The following is an 18684-nucleotide window of genomic DNA, read 5'->3' as shown; positions in this document are numbered from 1 at the left end:
TATTCTGCCAGCAAACCAACAACCAGCAACTGACAACCAACAACTAAAGAGAAATGGAAAGTTTTAGAACAGAAATAGAAAATCCGGTAGTTCAGAAGGAGATTATCGAATTAGAAAAAAAGATTCACTTATTCCGTGGAGGAAAAATTGATGATGAGCGTTTTCGTAGTCTTCGTTTAGCGCGTGGAATCTACGGTCAGCGTCAGGAAGGCGTTCAGATGATTCGTATCAAATTGCCTTATGGAAAAGTGACCAGCGAGCAATTAGTGCGTATTACACAAGTTTCTGATAAATATTCTACAGGACGTTTACATATTACAACACGTCAGGATATCCAGATTCACTATGTGAGTTTAGACCGAACACCAGAACTTTGGGCAGATTTGGCTAAAGACGATATTACACTTCGTGAAGCTTGTGGAAACACAGTAAGAAATATTACAGGAAGCGAATTGGCTGGAGTTGACGTAAACGAACCATTTGATGTTTCACCTTACGCACACGGACTTTTTCAATATTTGTTAAGAAACCCAATTTGTCAGGAAATGGGACGTAAATTCAAAATTTCGTTCTCGTCTTCAGACGAAGATACGGCGCTGAGCTATTTACACGATTTAGGATTTATTCCTAAAATTAAAGACGGACAAAAAGGTTTCAAAATCATGTTTGGAGGAGGTTTAGGATCTCAGCCAGCACATGCGGAATTGCTTTCAGAATTCGTTCCAGTAAACGAAATCATTCCAACGGCAGAAGGAATCATCCGTATTTTTGACAGATATGGAGAACGTGCAAAAAGAATGAAAGCGCGTATGAAATTCTTAATCAAAGAAATGGGAAGAGATGTTTTTCTTGATTTGGTTGAACAAGAGAAAAAAGCCATCGCTTTTGAAACATACGAAATTGATACAACCGCTTTTGATGGTCCAATTCCAGAACCAGTATTAGAAGTTCCACAAGTTACAATCGAAGATACAAAAGCGTATGAAGCGTGGAAAAATTCGAATGTAATTAAGCAGAAACAAGACGGTTATTATGCAATTGGAATCAAAGTTTTATTAGGGGATTTTTATACTGATAAAGCTAGATTATTAGCCGCTTTAATTAAAAATTACGGAGCAAATGAATTACGTTTTTCATTGCGTCAAAATATTGTAATACGTCACATAAAAGAAGAGAATTTGCCTTTCTTTTATCAAGAGTTAGCCAAATTGGATTTTGTTCAGTTAGGATATAATTCAGTTGGAGATATTACGGCATGTCCGGGTACTGATACTTGCAACTTGGGGATTGCAAGTAGTACCGGTATTGCAGAAGAATTAGAAAGAGTTTTAACAGCTGAATATCCTCAGTATTTAAACAACCGCGAAATCGAAATTAAAATTTCAGGTTGTATGAATGCGTGCGGGCAACATAATATGTCTGCAATTGGATTTCAGGGGATGTCTATCAACTCAGGAAAATTAGTAGCTCCGGCTTTACAAGTTTTATTGGGTGGAGGAAGATTAGGAAACGGAGCAGGACGTTTTGCTGATAAAGTAATTAAAGTACCTAGCCGTAGAGGTCCAGATGCGTTGCGTACCATCTTAAATGATTTTGATGCCAACGGAAGCGGACAAAAATTCCTTGATTATTATGATACAAAAGGAGAAAAATATTTTTACGAAATCTTAAAACCGTATGCTGATGTAACCAATTTAACAGAAGCTGATTTTGTGGATTGGGGTAATGCAGACAACTATGTAAAAGCAGTTGGTGTTGGAGAATGTGCCGGAGTAGTGATCGATTTAGTAGCGACATTATTGTTTGAAGCTAAGGAAAAATTGATCCTGGCTCAAGAATCTTTCGACGAGAAAAAATGGTCAGATGCAATTTATCATGCTTACGCAGGATTTGTAAACGGTGCAAAAGCTTTATTATTAGCAGAAAACCAAAAAACAAATCACCACGCAGGAATTGTTGACTTGTTTGATACTGTTTTTATCGAAAATAATAAAATCGAATTAAACTCAACTTTTAAAGACTTGGTTTACCAAATCAATAAAAATGAACCATCTGAAGCTTTCGCTAAAGATTACATTGCACAAGCAACAGTTTTCTTTGACAAAATCGAAACTTTCAGAGCACAGGAATTAGCAAATGCATAATATAAAACCCAAAATAACTTTAGTCGGTGCAGGTCCGGGCGATCCCGATTTACTTACGCTAAAAGCTGTAAAAGCATTGGCTGAAGCAAATGTGGTTTTATATGACGCTTTGGCCAACGAAGAAATTTTGGATTACGCACCTAAAAATGCCATTCGAATTTTTGTTGGAAAAAGAATCGGAAATCATGCTTACACGCAAGATCAAATCAATCAATTGATTGTTGATAATGCACTGACCTATGGAAACGTAGTTCGATTAAAAGGAGGAGATCCATTTATTTTTGGAAGAGGAGGCGAAGAAGTGGAATTTGCAGAAAGTTTCGGAATTGAAACGATCGTAGTTCCTGGAATTTCATCTGTAGTTGCCGTTCCTGCAAGTCAGGGAATTTCGATTACAAAGCGTGGCGTTTCAGAAAGCTTTTGGGCGATTACTGGAACAACTTCTGATAGAAAATTATCGTCAGATGTAGCTTTGGCAGCACAATCTTCTGCAACAGTGGTAATCTTGATGGGAATGCACAAATTGCCTCAAATCATCGATTTATTTCAAAAAGAAGATAAAGGAAATTTACCTGTTGCGATCATCCAAAACGGAACAACAGCAGAAGAAAAAGTAGGCGTAGGAACCGTAGATTCTATTTTAGAAGTTGTAAAACAAAAAGAATTAGGTTCACCAGCTATTATTGTTCTTGGAGAAGTTGTGAGAGAAAGCAATAAACTAAAAGGATTTTACGAAGAATTTCTATCAAAAGAAGAAATTCGTTAGAATTTCATGTTCCGACAGGAACAATTCGTTGGTAGAAAACAATTCGTAGGTAAGCGTTTCCAATAAAAATGTTCCGATAGGAACATCTGATTGGTAAATCATCTAACTTTGAGTGGATGAAAATAAATTAAAATGGAACAAAACGAATTATATCCAATATTTCTAAAGCTTCACAATTTAAATGTTTTGATTGTAGGTGGAGGAAATGTAGGTCTGGAAAAGCTTTCTTTCTTGCTAAAGTCAAGTCCGAATGCTAATGTTGAGGTAGTTGCACCTGATTTTCATTTAGAAATTAAGGTTTTAGCAGAAAAACATTCTTCAATTAAATTGACGGAAAAAAAGTTTAAAAAGAAAATGCTCAAAAAACGTCACATGGTAATTGCCTGTACAGACGATTTGAAAGTGAATAAAAAGGTTTACGATTTAGCGAGAAAACGTTATTTGATTTGCAACATTGCCGATACGCCAGATTTATGTGATTATTATCTGGGCGGAATTGTTACAAAAGGAAATGTAAAAATTGCCATTTCAACCAACGGAAAATCGCCGACTACAGCCAAAAGGCTTCGAGAGTTTTTTGAAGAAGTAATTCCAGAAGACATCAATCAAATGGTTGAGAATCTGAATGAATACCGAAAAACTTTAAAAGGTAATTTTGAAGAAAAGGTTAAAAGAATGAATGAGATTACCTCTTCATTAAAAAATAAAGAGTAAAAAAGTTTCGGAAAGAAATTAATGATAAAAATCATTGAAAGTACAAGGATTTATTCGTTTCTTTGCGTTATTAAGAATGATTATAAACAACAACATAATGATTAAAACAGATATACTTATAATTGGAGCAGGACCAACAGGTTTATTTGCCGTATTCGAGGCAGGATTGTTAAAATTAAAATGCCACATTTTAGATGCACTTCCACAACCAGGGGGACAACTATCAGAGTTATATCCAAAAAAGCCAATTTATGATATTCCAGGTTTTCCAGAAGTTTTAGCCGGAGATTTAGTTGACGGATTAATGGAGCAAATCAAACAATTTGAGCCAGGATTTACTTTAGGAGAACGTGCTGAAACAGTTGAAAAGCAAGAAGACGGAACTTTCATTGTAACATCAAACAAAGGAACTAAATTCCACGCGCCAGTTATCGCAATCGCTGGAGGATTAGGAAGTTTCGAGCCTCGTAAACCACTTATCGAAGATATCGAGTTTTATGAAGATAAAGGAGTAAAATACTTTATCAAAAATCCTGAGAAATTCAGAGATAAAAGAGTTGTTATTGCAGGAGGAGGAGATTCAGCATTAGACTGGAGTATCTTCTTGGCAAACGTAGCTTCAGAAGTAACTTTAATTCATAGAAGAAATGAATTTAGAGGCGCTTTAGATTCTGTAGAAAAAGTTCAGGAATTAAAATCAGCTGGAAAAATCAAATTAATTACACCAGCAGAAGTTATTGGAATCAATGGAGCTGAGCATGTTGAGTCATTAGACATCGAAGAAAATGGAGCACACCGTAAAATCGAATGCGACTATTTCATTCCACTTTTCGGATTAACGCCAAAATTAGGTCCAATTGGAGACTGGGGATTAGAAATCGAGAAAAATGCAATCAAAGTAAACAATGCATTAGATTACCAAACTAATATTCCGGGAATCTTCGCTATTGGAGACGTAAATACATACCCAGGAAAATTAAAGTTAATCCTTTGTGGTTTCCACGAAGCAACTTTAATGTGCCAAGCTGCATACGGAATCATCAATCCAGGTAAAAAATACGTATTGAAATATACAACAGTTTCTGGTGTAGATGGTTTCGACGGAACTCGTAAAGAAGCGCCAAAAGCAGTTGTTAAGGCGATAGTTTAATCTGAGATACTAAGTCACTAAGGTACTAAGATTTTTATATAGAAAGCTCAAACTTTTAGTTTGGGCTTTTTTGTTTTAAATAAAATATATTATTTTTCTTACTTTTGCGATTCTTTTATATAAATCATAATCAATGAAAAATATCATTCTATTTATATTAGCTATTAATATTTTGACTGCTTGTAAAAATAAAAAAGAGACAAATGCCCAACAGCTTGAAGTTTCAGTGGTTAGAAAATCAAATGAAGATTCTACAGCTATTAATAATGAAAACTCTCCAAAACAAATTGAAAAAGAATTAATTAAAGATTGCTTGCCATTATTAATTGATGATCCAAAATTGGAGAAAGAAAAAGTAATATTTTTTGATAGCCGAAAGTGGGGAGGTGAATATTGGGTAGATAAATCAAAAAATGAACTAAATAAAATTGAAGCGCTTTTTCCTGCGCTTACCGACAAAAGTGTCCCTAGTCCATTAGCGGCATACACAGTAAGTTACTTGCCAAAAAAGTATATCAATCAGGATGGAGTTGTAAAGCAATTAGATTTTAAAGAGCCACTAGGTCAAGATGAATTTTACCTATTATATGCTTATTATCTTAAACAAAAAAACGGAGATTCGAAGTATAAGGTACAGAGAGATAAATTAGTTGATTTATATAATGCAATAAATGAGATTTATGTTTCATGGAGCCAATCATTATTATATTATGATCATCAAGGATTTCGAATCTATGCTTGCGCAGAATACTCAATTTTTCTTTTAGACCAATATAAAGAAGACTTTGATTCAGATTTTATCGAACAAAAGAAATTGTATTTAAAATCTTTAAAACAATATGCCCAAGATCAGTTTAAAGGATCGAAAATTTATGATGGGAATAGAATAAAGGAAAATATAGCAATTTTAGAAAAATTAATTACAAACTATTACTATTTAGAACAAGTACGAACTTTTGAAATCGAATATTATAGAAGTAGAACAATCTATTTATAAAATTATTTATTAAAAGAATTATAAACTTAGCATCTCAGGAACTTAGAACCTCAGAACCTTAGAAAAAAAACATTTGCAAATCGAAAGCCTATTTCATACCTTTGCACTGTTCTTAAAATTATTGTCAGTTATCACGAAAGGCGGAGGGATAGACCCGATGAAACCTTAGCAACCCTTTATCATAAAGAAGGTGCTAAATTCTACTTTATACGACATTTTCCAGTATTAAAGATAGATAACACAAATACATACTCGTATTTCTCAAAACTTTTCTCGATAACATATAATATTTACTGAAACAGATTCTGTATCAGGAGCGAATCATTGGCGCATTTTTGCAGTCAATAGTTCCCGCTTTTCGTGGCAATCATTTTGCTTTTTAAAGGAAAAAGCAAAATGATTGCCACTTCAATCGGGGCTAATGAGCCAGCAATAGTGTGTTTTTGGAATTAATGTGAAAAAATATCCGAAGCAAACCTAACAGGTTTTTAAAACCTGTTAGGTTTAAACTTCACAATCATAATAAAAAAAACTTAGCATCTTAGAACCTTAGTGTCTTAGCAGCTAAAACAAAAAAATATGGCAATAACAATTCAAGAAGCAATAAAAAAAAATATCCTAATCCTTGATGGAGCAATGGGAACAATGTTGCAACGCTATAATTTCTCAGAAGAAGATTTCAGAGGAGAGCGTTTCAAAGATTTCCCACATCCTTTAAAAGGAAACAACGATTTATTATCCCTAACACAACCACAAGCGATCCGCGATGTTCATGCCGCTTATTACGAAGCTGGTGCTGACATTGTAGAAACCAATACTTTCTCTGGAACGACAATCGGTATGGCCGATTATCACATGGAAGATTTGGTTTACGAGTTAAACTACGAATCGGCAAAACTTGCACGCGAGGTTGCCGATGAGTTTACCGCAAAAAATCCAGAAAAACCTCGTTTCGTAGCAGGTTCAATCGGACCAACAAACCGTACTGCAAGTATGTCGCCAGACGTAAACGATCCGGGTTACAGAGCAGTAACATTCGACGATTTACGAATTGCGTACAAACAACAAGCAGAAGCTTTAATGGATGGCGGTTGTGATTTGCTTTTAGTAGAAACAATTTTTGATACACTAAATGCAAAAGCTGCGCTTTTTGCAATTGAAGAAGTAAAAGAAGAACGCAATCTAGATATTCCAATCATGGTTTCAGGAACAATTACAGATGCTTCAGGAAGAACGCTTTCAGGACAAACTGTTGAAGCGTTTTTGATTTCAGTTTCGCATATTCCGTTATTAAGTGTAGGATTCAATTGCGCTCTTGGAGCCGATTTGCTGAAACCGTATTTAAAAACATTAGCGCATAATACAAGTTTTAATGTTTCAGCGCATCCAAACGCGGGATTGCCAAACGCATTCGGACAATACGATGAAACGCCAGAGCAGACTCAGGCTTTCATTAAAGAATATTTAGATGATAATTTAATCAACATAATTGGTGGTTGCTGCGGAACAACTCCAGATCATATTCGATTAATGGCTGAGGTTGCGAAGGATTATAAACCTAGAGTGGCGCCTGTTATTGAATAATTTTCATGAAGTTTAAAAATGAAGAAAATTTTGTTCTTGGAAAGCAAAAAATAATTGTAAAGCGAAATGAATAATTGGAAGACTATTTTTTTATTTATGATAGCTGGCTTACTAATATATGAAGTATATAAGAATGTTCAGCAAGATGATTATAGAAAATCTTTCAAAGGTGAAACAATTGCATTAGTAACTATAAATGAAGGTTCAAGAGAAGACAAAGTTTTAAGATATTATTTTTATACAGATCGAAAAATTTTAGGAAAAATTGGAAATAGATCACGTCATAGTAATTTATATAAAGAGATAAATAAGTTTTATAAAGTAAAATACGATTTGAATAAACCTGAAGAGAATGAAATTTTCTTAGAAGAGGAAGTAAAACCTGATTCTTTATCACTCGTTAAAGCGGGTTTTACTAAAACTAAATATTATGAATATGATAATGGTGTGACGGGTAAATATTTAGAAAAATCAAGATGGAAATGAACAGGAAATACAAAACGTGTTTTGAAACCGAGTGTGCGTGAGGGATAGAAGTGAAAAGCCCACAGCCTGACGAAGGAAGTGCGAGGACTTGTAACGGATAGCCCGACCCGGAGGGGCACGCCCAAATTAATAAAAGATTACAGGTTTAAAAGCCTAAAAAATATAGAATAAAAAACTTAGAACCTTAGCATCTTAGGATCTCAGTAACTTAAAAAAGAAATGACAGAAAAAAGAAAAGACCTTGTATTATCAGGATTAGAACCGTTGATTATTACGCCCGAAAGTGTTTTCGTGAATGTTGGTGAGCGTACAAACGTAACGGGTTCAAGAAAATTCCTAAGATTAATCAAGGAAGAGAAATATGACGAGGCGCTTGATATTGCAAGACAACAAGTAGAAGGAGGAGCACAGATCATCGATATTAATATGGATGAAGGAATGCTTGACGGTGTTACTGCAATGACTAAATTTTTAAATTTAATTGCTGCAGAACCAGACATTTCGAGAGTGCCGATTATGATCGACAGTTCGAAATGGGAAATCATCGAAGCAGGTCTAAAAGTAGTACAAGGAAAAAGCGTTGTAAACTCGATTTCGTTAAAAGAAGGCGAAGAAGCTTTTATTCACCACGCCCGATTAATCAAACGTTACGGAGCGGCGGCAATTATCATGGCTTTTGACGAAGTTGGTCAGGCGGATAATTACGATCGTAGAGTGGAGATTTGTCAGCGTTCGTATGATATTTTGGTGAATAAAGTAGGGTTTCCTCCGCAGGATATTATTTTCGATTTGAATATTTTCCCAGTTGCAACAGGAATGGAAGAGCATAGATTAAACGCTTTGGATTTCTTTAGAGGAACAAAATGGGTTCGTGAAAATCTTCCGCACGCGCACATCAGCGGTGGAGTGAGTAACGTTTCGTTCTCTTTTAGAGGAAACGATACCGTTCGTGAAGCGATGCACTCGGTGTTTTTATACCACGCAATTAAAAACGGAATGACGATGGGAATCGTTAATCCAGAGATGTTGACGATTTACGATGATATTCCGAAAGACTTATTAGAACACGTTGAAGACGTAATTTTAGATAGACGCGACGATGCTACAGAACGACTTTTAGATTTTGCAGAAAATGTAAAAGGTGAAGCAAAGAGCGATGAAAAAGTAGTTCAGGAATGGCGTTTTGGAACGGTTCAGGAGCGTATTACCCATTCATTGGTAAAAGGAATTGATGCTTTTATTGAAGAAGATGTTGAAGAAGCGCGTTTAGCAGCTACAAAACCAATTGAAGTTATTGAAATCAATTTGATGACAGGAATGAATGTGGTTGGAGATTTATTCGGAAGCGGAAAAATGTTCCTGCCTCAGGTTGTAAAATCAGCTCGTGTAATGAAAAAAGCGGTTGCTTATTTATTGCCATTTATTGAAGCAAGTAAACAAGCGGGAGACAAACAAGGAAACGGAAAAATCCTGATGGCAACCGTAAAAGGCGACGTTCACGATATTGGTAAAAACATTGTTTCGGTGGTATTGGCTTGTAACAATTACGAGATTGTAGATCTTGGTGTTATGGTGCCTCCGGAAAAAATTATTGCAGCGGCGATTGAACACAATGTAGACATTATCGGATTAAGCGGACTGATCACACCTTCGCTTGACGAAATGGTATATTTAGCCAAAGAACTGGACAAACAAGATATTAAAATCCCGATTATGATTGGCGGGGCAACCACTTCGCGCGCGCATACAGCCGTGAAAATTGCACCTCAATATAGAGAAACTGTAATTCACGTAAACGATGCTTCGAGAGCTGTTACCGTTGCAGGAAATCTGTTGGATCATAACCGAAAAATATATGCGGCTGATATTCGCGCAGAATACGATTCGTTTAGAGAAACATTCTTAAATCGTTCAAGAGATAAAAACTTCCTGACGATTGAAGATGCCCGCAAAAACAAATTACCATTAGATTGGTCTGAATACACGCCAACTAAACCAAAAGTAATTGGCGCACAAACTATCGAAATAGAACTGGATGTTTTGGTTCCGTATATCGACTGGACGCCATTTTTTCAAACTTGGGAATTGTACGGTAAATATCCAGCAATTTTAACGGATGAGGTTGTGGGTGAACAAGCAACTTCTGTTTTTAACGATGCTCAGGCGATGTTAAAAGTGATTTTAGAAGAGAAAAAACTGAAAGCAAAAGGTATTTACGGAATTTTCCCTGCGAATCAGGTTGACGACGACGATATCGAATTGCGTGATGAAAACGGAAAAGTTTTAGAGAAATTCTTAACGCTTCGTCAGCAGTCACAAAAAACAAAAGGCGCTCCAAACATTGCTTTAGCTGATTTTATTCTGCCAAAAGAAAGCGGAATAACCGATTATATGGGAGCTTTTTGCGTAACAACTGGTTTTGGTGTAGATGAATGGGCTGCAGAATATGAAAAGAATCTAGACGATTACAATTCGATTATGGTAAAAGCGCTTGCCGATCGTTTTGCTGAGGCTTTCGCCGAATATCTTCACGAGAGAGTGCGTAAAGATTTCTGGGGTTACGATTCAGAAGAATCTCTGACCAACGAAGAATTGATCAAAGAAAGTTATAAAGGAATTCGTCCTGCTCCGGGTTATCCGGCTTGTCCTGATCACTTGGAAAAACCAACAATCTGGAAGCTTTTAGATGTTGAAAAACAAATAGGGGTGAAATTGACAGAAAGCATGGCGATGTGGCCAGCTTCCTCGGTTTCTGGTTATTATTTCGGAAACCCAAAAAGCAGATATTTTGGACTCGGAAAAATAAAAGAAGATCAGGTTGTAGATTATGCCAAACGACGTAATGTCCCAACAGATTATGCCATGAAATGGTTAAACCCTAATATAGCAGATTAATTTGGTTGATGGTTGATGGTTGTTGGTTGATAGATTTGAACTCAAAGGGCCATCAACCAACAACTAAAATGGAATACAGTAAATTGGAAGTTTGGATTGAAGCGCGGAAGTTGGTGAATTTATTGTATAACTCTTCTAAACTGTTTCCGAAGGAAGAATTATTTGGATTGACAAATCAAATGAGAAGAGCGGCAATCTCAATACCTTCAAATATAGCAGAAGGGTGTGGAAGGCAGACTTCAAAAGAAACAATACATTTTCTGCATATATCCAGAGGATCGTTATACGAATTAGAAACCCAATTTTATCTAGCATTAGATCAAAAATATATTGAAGAAAATAATTTTAACGTTGCACTTAGTCAGATTCAAACCTGCAAAAAGTTATTAAACGGGTTTATTAACTACTATAAAAAATTAATATAGTTGAGGTAATAATTGTAAAGTTCCAAAAAGAACCATCAACCATCAACCCAAAACTATCAACTAAAAAAGAATGAAAGTAACAGAACATATAGAAAACGCCAAAGGAAAAACATTATTCTCATTTGAAATTATTCCGCCTCAAAAGGGGAAAAGTATTCAGGAGTTGTACGATAATATCGATCCGTTAATGGAGTTTAATCCGCCGTTTATTGATGTGACGACTTCTCGTGAGGAGTACATTTACATTGACCGCGGTAACGGACTTTTGGATAAAAAACTGACTCGTATGCGTCCAGGAACGCTTGGAATTTGCGCTTCTATAAAACACAAATATAATGTTGATACGGTTCCGCATTTGCTTTGCGGTGGTTTTACAAAAGAAGAAACCGAATACATGCTGGTTGACTGTCATTATTTAGGAATCAATAACGTAATGGCACTTCGTGGAGATGCAATGAAAGATGAACAGTCTTTTGTGCCAAAAGCAGGGGGAAATCATTATGCAATTGATTTGGTTAAACAAATTAAAGATTTAAACTGTGGACAATATCTGCACGAAGTAATCGATGCTGATAACAAAGCTGATTTCTGTATTGGAGTTGCGGGTTACCCGGAAAAACATTTAGAATCACCTTCTTTACAATCAGATTTGAAAAGATTAAAAGAAAAAGTAGATGCAGGAGCTGATTACGTAGTAACGCAAATGTTTTTTGACAACTCAAAATATTTTGCCTTTGTAGAAAAAGCAAGAGAAATGGGAATCACAATCCCAATTATTCCTGGAATTAAACCAATTGCTGTTCAAAGACATTTGCAAGTTTTGCCACAAATCTTCAGAATCGATTTACCAGAAGATTTAATCGACGCAGTAGACAAATGCAAAAACAATGCTGATATCAAACAAGTCGGAATTGAATGGGCGATTCAGCAGTCATTAGAATTAAAAGCAGCAGGAGTTCCGTTTTTGCATTATTATTCAATGGGTAAATCGGAGAATATTCGCCAGATTGCTAGTCAGGTTTTTTAAAGTCATTGCGAGGAACTTTGTCAAAGTTTTAAACTTTGACAAAGTTGTTGCATTCTAGTTTGTCATTTCTCCTTCAAAATGACAAAAATCCACATATCTGCTATATTAGAATAGTTAAAGCTGTAATTTTCCTATATTTATCAAAATTCACAAAATGAATACGATTATTAATAAAACTAAAATTACAATCTTTGCAATTGCATTTATAACCTGTGGCCATTTTTACGGTCAGAGTGGTAATATTGAAACAAACCTCGATACGTTATTTCAAAAAGCGCTAAAAGCAAAAACTTTTAATGGAAATGTTTTAGTTGCTAAAGATGGAAAAATAATCTACGAAAAAGCTTTTGGACAGGCTAACGCGAGCAGCACCATACCACTAAATAAAGAATACCGTTTTCACATAGGTTCTATCGCAAAAGAGTTTAATGCTGTTGGAATTATGATGCTGAAAGAGCAGGGGAAATTGAAACTAGATGACCCGATTTCTAAATTTCTACCTGAGCTTCCATCTTGGGCAAATACAATTAAAATTATCCACCTGCTTCAATATACAAGCGGACTTCCTCAAATAAAATGGAGCGAAGTCAATCAGGATTCAGATAATATGCTAAATCTGCAAAATACCTTGGTTTTGGATTTTGAACCAGGGACGAAGTATGATTATAATAATAATAACGTGTTTTTGCAAAGACGTATTATTGAAAAAATTACCAATATGAATTTTAATTCATTTGTAATAAAGAAAATATTAAAGCCTATCGGGATAAAAAATGCTGTTGTAGATCCTGATGAAAAAGAGATGCTTTTTGCAAAATCGTTTAATAATAAAGGTAAAGAGGATATTCTTAAATACAACATTTCTGGCTGGACAGCTTTAAACCTGCAGGATTTTTACAAATGGTCTGAAGCCATCAATACATTTAAAATTATTACTCCAGAATCGACACGTGAACTTTTTGAGCCTTTTTCTAAAGATAATCAAACTGGTCTTGGAGGCGGAAATATTGAAAACAATAAAGTAATAAATCATGTCCACGATGGGGCAGCCTTTAATTATCAAGCTTTATTAATCAGTAATTTGTCCTCGACAATCATTTTAATGACTAATAACAAACAAAATAACTTAGAAGAAATCAGTAATTCTATAGAATCCATTCTTGGCAGCAAACCATATAATGCAATTGAGCAATCAGTGAGAAACTAAATTTTTATTTGCAGAAATGAGAAGAAAATTCTAGCTTTTTGAAATTTGGTATTTTTTTAATTGGAATTTAAACATATCCATTATGAAACGAGAAGAACTACAAGCCATAGCCTCTCAATTAAAACATCCATCGGGAGAAAAAGGAATTGAAATGGGAAATATGATGAACGAAACGAACATCAATATGACCAAACATTCGATTCAGAATCTAAATATAGCAAACGAAAATAGAATTCTGGAACTAGGCCACGGAAACGCAGGTCATGTTGAATTTCTGTTTGAACAAGCAGAAAAACTAAAATATTACGGACTGGAAATGTCGGAACTGATGTTTCAGGAAGCACGACAGATCAACAGAAATTTTGTTTCACAAAAACAGGCTTTCTTTTCGCTTTATGACGGAAATACGATTCCGTTTGAAGATGGATTATTCGATAAAATATTTACCGTAAACACGATTTATTTTTGGCAGAGACCTGAAGAACTACTTCTGGAAATTTATAGGGTTTTAAAACCAAATGGGAATTTCTGTTTGACATTTGCCGAAGAAGATTTCATGAAAACATTGCCATTTACTCCATTTGAATTTGAACTTTACAGTACTGAAAAAGCTCAGAAATTAATTGAGAAAACAGCTTTTAAAATTGTTTACACCGAAACGCAGACCGAAAAAGTAAAAAGCAAAACTGGAGAATTGGTCGACAGGGCTTTTACAACAATTGTTCTGGAAAAATAATAAAAGGAAGAGTATTAGTTTTAATACTCTTTTTTTATTTAATTTTAATTCAAGTCTCTAATGCTTTTTTATAAATAAATGGAAATCAAAAAAATTAATTTTCTACAAAGTTATAGCAGTATCCTTTTGCTTCTTGGCGGAATTATAGTCGGAAGTATTTTTGGTTTAATTTTCAAAGAAAAAGTTGAGGTTATAAAGCCATTGGGAGATATTTTCTTGAACTTACTTTTCACAGCAATTATCCCGTTGATCTTCTTTACAATTGGTTCTTCGATTGCAAATTTGGAACAAACAGAAAAATTAGGCAAGTTATTTGGTATAATGCTGATGGTTTTTCTATCAACACTTTTGATTTCTGCAATCGTAATGATTTTTGCAGTTTATCTTTTTCCGATTCATCAGGATATGATTATTTCTAAAGTTCCAGTTGAAAGCATTCAGTCAGGATCTGTCGGCGATCAGATTGCACAATTGGTTACAACAAATGACTTCTTCGAATTATTATCCAGAAAAAGCATGCTGGCATTGATTATATTTTCATTTTTAATTGGTTTTGCCACTTTACAATCTGGAGAAAAAGGAAGCGCTTTTAAAAGTTTTCTAAATTCAGGAAATGAAGTCATGAAGCAATTGCTGAATATCATTATGAAATTTGCACCAATTGGTTTAGGAGCTTATTTCGCATATCAAGTTGGTGTTTTTGGTCCGCAGTTATTTGGTGTTTACGCAAAACCTTTAGGCGTTTATTATGCGGCTTGTGTTTTCTATTTCTTTACATTTTTCAGTTTATATGCTTTCATTGCTGGCGGAAAACGAGCTTTTAAAGTTTTTTGGAGTAACAATATTACGCCTTCTTTAACAGCAGTAGGAACTTGCAGCAGTATTGCAACAATTCCAGCCAATTTGGATGCTGCACAAAAAATGGGAATTCCAGCCCATGTTCGAAATTTGGTAATTCCGCTTGGTGCGCCTTTGCATAAAGACGGTTCAAGTATGTCATCCATTCTAAAAATTACTTTTCTGTTTGCCATGTTTGGAAAAGACTTCACAGAACCTTCAACTATTCTTTTGGCATTAGGAATTACCATAATTGTTTCTATAGTAGAAGGCGGAATTCCGAATGGCGGTTATATTGGAGAAGTTTTGGCCATTACGGTTTATGGTTTTCCAATGGAACAAGCTTTGCCCGTTGCCATGATTTTAGGAACTTTAGTTGACCCGATTGCGACTTTATTAAATGCCAATGGCGATGTGATTGCTTCTATGGTGGTTACTAGATTCTCTGAAAAAACAAAATGGTAACATTCGTTCAAAAAGTGCTTTAAAATGACTGGTAGATAATAATTTTATATATATCGAGATTTTCTGTTGATTAGTCTAAAACATTGATTTAATGGCTTATTAAACAGTAGTTTTACTGAGTAATTAATTTGTTTTGAAAGGTAAAACTATTTTTGTTGTATTTTTATTTATTGTCTGCTTCCATGTGCACGCTCAGTTGTGCACTGGAAGTTTAGGCGATGCTGTTGTCAAAATTGATTTTGGAACAGGCACTTCTTCACACGGAACGGCATTAGGAACAGGCATTACAAGTTATACTTGGACAACAGCAGATTTTCCGAACGATGGTTCTTATACAATAGAAAAAACAACCAACACGCCAGGAACTTGGTGGACTACAACAGACCATACAGGCGGAGGTTATATGATGGTTGTAAATGCGAGCCTTTCTACAACAGATTACTTTTATAAAAATACGGTAACAGGTCTTTGTCCAGATACTACGTACGAGTTCGCAGCGTGGATTATGAACTTATTGCGATCAAACGATACAAGTCCGCCTAACATTACTTTTACAATAGAATCTACAACTGGAACCATATTAGGGACTTATAATACAGGAGACATTGCACTTAATTCAAGTGCAGTTTGGAAACAATATGGTTTCTATTTTACAACTCCAACTGGAATTTCGACGGTTGTAATTAGAATGCGAAATAATAAAGCGGGTGCTGCTCCTGGAAATGATATTGCTTTAGATGATATTACTTTTCGCGCCTGTGGTCCAACAGTTACTTCGGCAATACAAAATAATACCAATACAAATCTAACGATTTGTCAAGGAGATACGCAAAGTTATACACTAACAGGAACGGTTTCTTCAGGATATTCAAATCCTGCGTACCAGTGGCAGGTTAGCAGTGATAATGGAACAACTTGGAGCGATATTTCTGGTGCAAATGCGCTAACCTATACTTTTGTACCTAATTCTACAGCAGGCACTTATTTATATCGCATGGCGGTAGCACAAAGCAGTAATATTTCATCGGCTACTTGTAGGGTCGTGTCGAATATGATTAGCTTTAAAGTCAATGAAAGTTCCACTGCCCCAACTTTCACGATACTGCAGCCAACATGCGATGTGCCAACTGGAACTATTACTATTACCACAACTGCCAATACAACTTATAGTATTGATGGAACAAATTATCAAGTTTCGGGAATATTTTCTGGACTTGCAGGAGGTGATTATAATGTTACTTCAAAATTAAATACAGGCTGTGCCTCAACTCCTGTAATTGCACATATAAACTCTGTCGCTTCATCTAGCGCTACTCCAACTTTTTCGGTTATTCAACCTGTTATCTGTTCGAATCCTTTGGGAACAATTACAATAACAAGCAGTGATTACGAATATAGTTTTGATAATGGCGTAACTTGGTCAACGAGTAATATAAAGTCAGGATTAGAAGCTGGAGATTATTGGATCAAAACTAGAAATAGTTCTAACTGTGAAACTACAGCGGTTTCAGTTTCTATTTTAGTTCCGCCGGGCTATCCGCCAACTCCGACAGTTTCGGTTGTACAGCCAGATTGTATATCAGCAACAGGAACAATTACAATTTCTGATGCTGCAACAGCTTATAGTTTTGATAACGGAGTAACATGGCAAGTTTCAAATTCAAAAAGTAATTTGGTTCCAGGAAATTATAAAGTCTTTATAAAAAACAATTTAGGTTGTATTTCTTTGGTGCCAAATGAAGTTGAAATAAAAGCGTACGTTAATCAAGAACCTCTGGTTACAGCTGTAAGTCCGCAGCTTTTTTGTGTGCAGCAAAATGCAACATTGAATGATGTGAGTGTGACTGGGCAAAATATTAAATGGTATGATGCTCCAGCAAATGGGAATCTGTTACCGAATTCTACCCTTTTAGAAAGTAAAACATATTACGCCTCACAAACAATTGCTGTTTGCGAAAGCGAAAGAATTCCAGTAGTTATTACTATTCAAAGTACTCCTGCACCAACAGGTGATGTGCAACAAGATTTTTGTACCACTCAAAAGCCTGCAATAGCAAACCTGACAGCAACAGGAACCAATGTGGTTTGGTACGATAATGCATCAAATGGAACGATTTTATCATCTACAACAAGTTTAATAAATGGGGCAACTTATTATGCTTCTCAGACTATTAATGGCTGTGAAAGTGTAAGCCGTCTGGCAGTTTCGGTTTCCATAGTTGCCCCTTCTTTATTATTTAATAATGTTTCGGCGAATGTTTGTGACGAATTAAATGATGGATCAGAAATCATTGATCTCACCAATTATAATAGTCGAATTGCAGGATGTAGTTCTTGTACGTTCACTTATTATACGACATTAACTGCAGCAGAAGATCAAATTGCAGCAAATCAAATTACTGATGCTACAAATTATAATTTATCAGCGGGCACAACTTTAATTTATGTTCGAATTGATTCTAATGATAAGTGTTATCAAATTGCCGAATTGAATCTAACTTTAGTAAATGTTCCTGTGATTTCAATTTCAGACATTGTTTCGTTATGCCAAAATAAAGACGTTGAGGTTAATGCAGGTTCTGGTTTTGATAGCTATTTATGGTCAACTGGAGCTTCTACAGAATCAATTACAATTACAGAAGCTGGAGCTTATTCGGTTACAGTTACACAAAATCATGGAGATGTTATTTGCTCCTCTACAAAAGATTTTCAGGTTAAACTTTCCAATAGTGCTACTATTCAGAACCTTGCTGTGAAAGATTGGACAGATACGGATAATGTTATTGAAGTCGAATTAACAGATGCAAGTCTAGGTGATTATGAATATTCGATTGACGGAAATACTTATCAAGACAGTAATGTTTTTTCAGGATTAGCGACTGGTGATTATATTGTATATGTGCGAGATAAAAATGGCTGCGGAACTGTAAATCAGGAAGTTTTTCTGTTGAATTATCCAAAGTTCTTTACTCCAAATGAAGACGGTTACAATGATACTTGGGGAATAAAATTCTCAGAAACAGAACCTGAAATCAATACTAAAATATTTGATAGATATGGCAAATTCATAAAGGAATTGAACGCTTATACCAATTGGGACGGAAAATTGAACGGAAGAGAATTACCAGCAACCGATTATTGGTTTGTGGTAAAGAGAGCTAACGGAAAAATTTACAAAGGACACTTCACTTTAAAACGCTAAAAAGTTTTATTTAGCGATAAATGGAAAAACAATTATTCCTTAATTTAGA

14 protein-coding genes and 1 riboswitch are annotated in these 18684 nt (G+C 35.2%); all 14 genes read left to right on the top strand.

The window, feature by feature from the left end; translation table 11 throughout:
• Positions 1-53: 53 nt before the first annotated feature.
• The 14 genes from V6624_RS07375 to V6624_RS07310 all read left to right on the top strand — a co-directional run bounded on the left by V6624_RS07375 (position 54) and on the right by V6624_RS07310 (position 18635).
• Positions 54-2144, top strand: a complete 2091-nt coding sequence (locus V6624_RS07375; protein WP_338841439.1) for a HEPN domain-containing protein — start codon at positions 54-56, stop codon at positions 2142-2144.
• Positions 2137-2910 carry a uroporphyrinogen-III C-methyltransferase gene (gene cobA, locus V6624_RS07370; protein ID WP_338841438.1) on the top strand — a complete coding sequence of 258 codons (774 nt, stop codon included), beginning with the start codon at positions 2137-2139 and terminating at the stop codon, positions 2908-2910. The genes V6624_RS07375 and cobA overlap by 8 nt, the downstream gene beginning before the upstream one ends.
• 132 nt (positions 2911-3042) lie before the next feature.
• The gene (locus V6624_RS07365; RefSeq protein WP_111288238.1) at positions 3043-3624 is read left to right on the top strand and encodes a precorrin-2 dehydrogenase/sirohydrochlorin ferrochelatase family protein; all 582 of its coding nucleotides are present in this window, start codon (positions 3043-3045) and stop codon (positions 3622-3624) included.
• Between the two features lie 97 nt (positions 3625-3721).
• The gene (locus V6624_RS07360) at positions 3722-4774 is read left to right on the top strand and encodes an NAD(P)/FAD-dependent oxidoreductase (protein ID WP_044047573.1); all 1053 of its coding nucleotides are present in this window, start codon (positions 3722-3724) and stop codon (positions 4772-4774) included.
• 133 nt (positions 4775-4907) lie between these two features.
• Positions 4908-5771, top strand: coding sequence for a hypothetical protein (locus V6624_RS07355; RefSeq protein WP_338841437.1), 864 nt, complete (start codon positions 4908-4910; stop codon positions 5769-5771).
• A gap of 125 nt (positions 5772-5896) precedes the next feature.
• Positions 5897-6013: riboswitch (SAM riboswitch) on the top strand.
• A 337-nt stretch (positions 6014-6350) separates the two neighbouring features.
• On the top strand, positions 6351-7355 hold the full coding sequence (locus tag V6624_RS07350) for a homocysteine S-methyltransferase family protein (RefSeq protein ID WP_338841436.1): 1005 nt from the start codon (positions 6351-6353) through the stop codon (positions 7353-7355).
• A gap of 66 nt (positions 7356-7421) precedes the next feature.
• Complete coding sequence (locus V6624_RS07345; protein WP_338841435.1) at positions 7422-7841, top strand: hypothetical protein; 420 nt, start codon at positions 7422-7424, stop codon at positions 7839-7841.
• A gap of 219 nt (positions 7842-8060) precedes the next feature.
• The gene (gene metH / locus V6624_RS07340; RefSeq protein WP_338841434.1) at positions 8061-10736 is read left to right on the top strand and encodes a methionine synthase; all 2676 of its coding nucleotides are present in this window, start codon (positions 8061-8063) and stop codon (positions 10734-10736) included.
• A gap of 68 nt (positions 10737-10804) precedes the next feature.
• The gene (locus V6624_RS07335) at positions 10805-11161 is read left to right on the top strand and encodes a four helix bundle protein (RefSeq protein ID WP_338841433.1); all 357 of its coding nucleotides are present in this window, start codon (positions 10805-10807) and stop codon (positions 11159-11161) included.
• Positions 11162-11231: 70 nt separating this feature from the next.
• Positions 11232-12188, top strand: coding sequence for a methylenetetrahydrofolate reductase [NAD(P)H] (metF, locus tag V6624_RS07330; RefSeq protein WP_338841432.1), 957 nt, complete (start codon positions 11232-11234; stop codon positions 12186-12188).
• Between the two features lie 154 nt (positions 12189-12342).
• Positions 12343-13395 carry a serine hydrolase domain-containing protein gene (locus tag V6624_RS07325; protein WP_338841431.1) on the top strand — a complete coding sequence of 351 codons (1053 nt, stop codon included), beginning with the start codon at positions 12343-12345 and terminating at the stop codon, positions 13393-13395.
• Positions 13396-13477: 82 nt separating this feature from the next.
• Entirely contained in the window at positions 13478-14131 is a 654-nt protein-coding gene (locus tag V6624_RS07320) for a class I SAM-dependent methyltransferase (protein ID WP_338841429.1), read from the top strand.
• A 78-nt stretch (positions 14132-14209) separates the two neighbouring features.
• Positions 14210-15433: a dicarboxylate/amino acid:cation symporter gene (locus V6624_RS07315; RefSeq protein ID WP_338841428.1), complete on the top strand. Its 1224-nt coding sequence runs from the start codon at positions 14210-14212 to the stop codon at positions 15431-15433.
• A 133-nt stretch (positions 15434-15566) separates the two neighbouring features.
• On the top strand, positions 15567-18635 hold the full coding sequence (locus tag V6624_RS07310) for a T9SS type B sorting domain-containing protein (RefSeq protein ID WP_162614983.1): 3069 nt from the start codon (positions 15567-15569) through the stop codon (positions 18633-18635).
• Positions 18636-18684 lie beyond the last annotated feature (49 nt).

This window comes from Flavobacterium ginsenosidimutans (assembly GCF_037478105.1).
In the GTDB taxonomy this organism is placed as follows: domain Bacteria; phylum Bacteroidota; class Bacteroidia; order Flavobacteriales; family Flavobacteriaceae; genus Flavobacterium; species Flavobacterium ginsenosidimutans.
Note: the sequence above shows the minus strand (reverse complement) of the source record. Positions and strands in the feature narration are given on the sequence as shown.

What these genes read in the sequence shown, in the direction of transcription:
- V6624_RS07375 (WP_338841439.1), top strand. Translation starts at nt 54, where the DNA reads ATGGAAAGTTTTAGAACAGAAATAGAAAATCCGGTAGTTCAGAAGGAG.
- cobA (WP_338841438.1), top strand. Translation starts at nt 2,137, where the DNA reads ATGCATAATATAAAACCCAAAATAACTTTAGTCGGTGCAGGTCCGGGC.
- V6624_RS07365 (WP_111288238.1), top strand. Translation starts at nt 3,043, where the DNA reads ATGGAACAAAACGAATTATATCCAATATTTCTAAAGCTTCACAATTTA.
- V6624_RS07360 (WP_044047573.1), top strand. Translation starts at nt 3,722, where the DNA reads ATGATTAAAACAGATATACTTATAATTGGAGCAGGACCAACAGGTTTA.
- V6624_RS07355 (WP_338841437.1), top strand. Translation starts at nt 4,908, where the DNA reads ATGAAAAATATCATTCTATTTATATTAGCTATTAATATTTTGACTGCT.
- V6624_RS07350 (WP_338841436.1), top strand. Translation starts at nt 6,351, where the DNA reads ATGGCAATAACAATTCAAGAAGCAATAAAAAAAAATATCCTAATCCTT.
- V6624_RS07345 (WP_338841435.1), top strand. Translation starts at nt 7,422, where the DNA reads ATGAATAATTGGAAGACTATTTTTTTATTTATGATAGCTGGCTTACTA.
- metH (WP_338841434.1), top strand. Translation starts at nt 8,061, where the DNA reads ATGACAGAAAAAAGAAAAGACCTTGTATTATCAGGATTAGAACCGTTG.
- V6624_RS07335 (WP_338841433.1), top strand. Translation starts at nt 10,805, where the DNA reads ATGGAATACAGTAAATTGGAAGTTTGGATTGAAGCGCGGAAGTTGGTG.
- metF (WP_338841432.1), top strand. Translation starts at nt 11,232, where the DNA reads ATGAAAGTAACAGAACATATAGAAAACGCCAAAGGAAAAACATTATTC.
- V6624_RS07325 (WP_338841431.1), top strand. Translation starts at nt 12,343, where the DNA reads ATGAATACGATTATTAATAAAACTAAAATTACAATCTTTGCAATTGCA.
- V6624_RS07320 (WP_338841429.1), top strand. Translation starts at nt 13,478, where the DNA reads ATGAAACGAGAAGAACTACAAGCCATAGCCTCTCAATTAAAACATCCA.
- V6624_RS07315 (WP_338841428.1), top strand. Translation starts at nt 14,210, where the DNA reads ATGGAAATCAAAAAAATTAATTTTCTACAAAGTTATAGCAGTATCCTT.